2 protein-coding genes and 1 tRNA gene are annotated in these 3,115 nt (G+C 52.3%); all 3 read right to left on the bottom strand.

Annotated features, from left to right (window positions below):
• Nucleotides 1–1,584: 1,584 nt before the first annotated feature.
• Nucleotides 1,585–1,661: transfer RNA gene (locus V6C16_RS10215), tRNA-Arg, on the bottom strand.
• A 214-nt stretch (nt 1,662–1,875) separates the two neighbouring features.
• A complete protein-coding gene (gene rpsT / locus V6C16_RS10210; RefSeq protein ID WP_333535444.1) occupies nt 1,876–2,145 on the bottom strand; it encodes a 30S ribosomal protein S20 in 270 nt (89 codons plus the stop codon).
• 303 nt (nt 2,146–2,448) lie between these two features.
• The coding region (locus V6C16_RS10205) for a glycine--tRNA ligase subunit beta (protein ID WP_333543139.1) at nt 2,449–3,115 on the bottom strand (667 nt) is incomplete at its 5' end.

The following is a 3,115-nucleotide window of genomic DNA, read 5'->3' as shown; positions in this document are numbered from 1 at the left end:
AGAAGAGTGTAGTATGATGGCTCAAGTCCAAAATCTCCTTGTGTGGCAAGTTGTTGTGGTAACTTCTTATACCACATACTGCTGAGATTTTGGACTTTTTTGTTACCCCTTAGCCGGACAGCAATGACTTATTTTTATAGCGTGCAGAATGACTTTCCTTAAGAAAGTACACTGCGCCCTCAAAATCTTTTTTAAAAATACTCAAGCCAGTGTTTTCTATTTCTTCCCACTGGCTAAAAGGCAGCACTTCAGAGTCTAGACAATCAGTCTCAGCGTACCTATGCCGTGAAATAATAGCCCTCTCCATAGTTTTTTGCATCTTTTCTCTCACTCATATCCTTCACAATAAAGTCACCTGATCTCTTCCCACAATTATTGTTGATCTACAAGTGAGACCTTGGCGCTAATTTTTAAGGAAACAAGCTGAAACCCCTTGTGGATCATGCAATTCAGGGACATGTGAGGTTGGTTCGCCTTCTATTCCTTTCGCCAATCTTCAATTTTGCTTTGGCGTCCTCAATGGATAAAAAGCATTCCTCCCGGAAATGGCCATAAAAGACTCAATGTGGGCATTATCTGTTTACAAAGACGGAGATCTCGATCGACACGTTATACTCAAAGCCCATTTGCTCAGGACCCTTAAGGTAAGTTTGTCCCGTAATACGTTGTCGCAACGGATTTTCATAGAATCCCTACGCAGAAAAGACATGCAGGGCAGGTTGGCAACGGCGTCTTCACCGCTAAGGCTTTTGCCACCTCTATAGCCTGGCTTTCCCGCGTAAAAATATCCAACACAGTGAATGCCCGCAACGCCAACCATCAAACAGCGAATCAGAAACAAAATCCTTGTCCAGCATCCGTTGCTATGTTGCGGTAAACCTACCATGATCCCGCGTGGTATGGCGCAAGTTAAGCCCTTTCCCTGTAGCCGGTGCATACTTTTATGTTCACCAGCCAGCCCTTGCGGCGGAGCAGAACATAAATACGTGATAGCATAGCGAACACGGCTGACCGCAATTTTACGAATTCGCATGCATAATGGAACCTGATGGGCGGATGAAGCTGGGTTGTTGCAGTAGGGCGCAAGAAGCCCTCCGTACTCTCACTCCGTAACTGTCCCGCAAGTGCGTTATCAATTCCCGCCTCAGAGCATGCCTCAAAGCTTTTTTGACTGGCACATCCAAGGCGTTATCAAGGCTCAGGTCTGCGGTCATGCGCTTGAGTCGAAAGCGTCCTCTTCCAATTGCCTGAGTCGGCGTAATTCGTGGGACACAGCCCACCCGCCTTTTCGTTCACGGTGGGAGGTATGCTGGAACACCCATTTTCGGCAAACCTCGTCAATCTGTATACTCAATTCTTGTTGCGCAAGGCAAGGAGATGAATTTACTTTCCTTTATGGCAAATTCCGTTTGTGGCGTCATAGTCGGTTTCGCCGATCTCTCGCCTTTTAACTGATATGGTTTGTTGGGGGCATTTCATTCGGCCTCACCCCGCGTCACTTTTAATTTGGGGAGAGATTGGGGAGAGATTTTTTAAACATAAAAAAACCCTTACGGTGTTTTACCGTAAGGGTTTGATTTCTTGTGGCGCGCTCGAAGAGATTCGAACTCCTGACCTACAGGTTCGTAGCCTGTTGCTCTATCCAGCTGAGCTACGAGCGCGTAACAAGGGGAAACTATATCAAGTCGCAGTGGCGGTCAAGCTTTTTTTCAAAATATTTTTTGAAAATCTGCGAACTTAGTTGAAATTTTCAATCAGCATGCACTTAGAAAAGCGCTCTGCGGTCGCGCCAGCGCGCCGCACTCAGGCACCAGAACTTTTGGGCAGATCAAGCCGCCCCACTCGTCTGGCCGCCCAAAAAGCGGCCACTGAAAACTACTGGGCTTCGATGCTGTTGACAGCACGGGCCAGACGCGAAATTTTACGCGCGGCCTTCTTCCAGTGCATGGCGCCCTTTCCGGCGGCCTTGGAAAGCACAGAAGTGGCGGCCACCAGAGCTTCACCGGCCTGAGCCTTGTCGCTGCCAGTAATGGCGGCGCGCACCTGCTTGATGGCGTTTTTGACGCGCGTACGCACGGCGCGGTTGCGACCGGCTCTTTCTACGCTCTGCCTGTGACGCTTGATGGCTGACTTATGGTTTGCCACGGTAATCCTCCACTATGTTGGGCTTGCACCGGCAAGCCATGAGTCTGAAATATGTAGCGCTATCGCGAAGACGGGTTGTTAGCATAGGGCCTTATGGCTGTCAAGTAAACGCGCCGTTTTTTCCAAGATACTTGTTTTGTTGCCGCAAAGGGTTGAGCCACACCCGCTTTCAGAACTGCCTGTCACAGCGGGAAGCCCCGGCCTTTTACGCCGTGTCGCGTACCGTTTTCACTGCTTGGGGCCGCCGTCTGGCATACGCGGCGCGACGGCAAAAACAAGTCCTGCCGCGCCGCGTGGGCAAACCTACATCTGCAGGGCCGCAAAGTCCGCCAGACGGGCAAAACGACCGCCCAGGGCCTGGAGCATGGCTAAACGGTTACGTCGCAGGGCTGCATCGTCGCACATGACCATCACGTCGTCGAAAAACGCGTCCACAGCCGGTCGCACATTGCTCAGGCAGGCCAGAGCGGCGGCATGATCACGTGCCGCCCACATGCGGTCAAGTTCCGGCAGCAGGTCATCCAGCGTTGCCGCCAGAGCTTTTTCCGCATCTTCATGCAGGAGTTCCGCCTGCCACTGGGCCGGAATATCCTCAGCCTGTCCCTGTTTGCGCAGAATATTAGCCACACGCTTGAAGGTTTGTGCGGCTTCGGCAAAGCCCGCCTCGCGGCTGAAGGCCGCCAGGGCTTCCAGGCGTTCGCCGCAGTCCTTTACCTGAGCCATACCAGCGCCCAGCGCGGCATCCACCAGCAAGGTATCCTGGCCCCGGCTCATAAAATAATTGCGCAGCCTTGCGCCAAAAAAATCCATAAGCTTGTCCAGCGCTTCGGCCGGGGGCAGTTTCCATTGCCTGTCGCCGTAAAGTTCCTGCGCCCTGGCAAAAACTTCGCGCATGTCGAGCCGCAGACCGAAATCGAGCACAATGCGGATGATGCCCAGGGCGCAGCGGCGAAGCCCGTTGGGGTCGGCC

This window comes from Desulfovibrio sp. 1188_IL3213, from assembly GCF_036763145.1.
Taxonomy (GTDB): Bacteria; Desulfobacterota; Desulfovibrionia; order Desulfovibrionales; family Desulfovibrionaceae; genus Desulfovibrio.
Note: the sequence above shows the minus strand (reverse complement) of the source record. Positions and strands in the feature narration are given on the sequence as shown.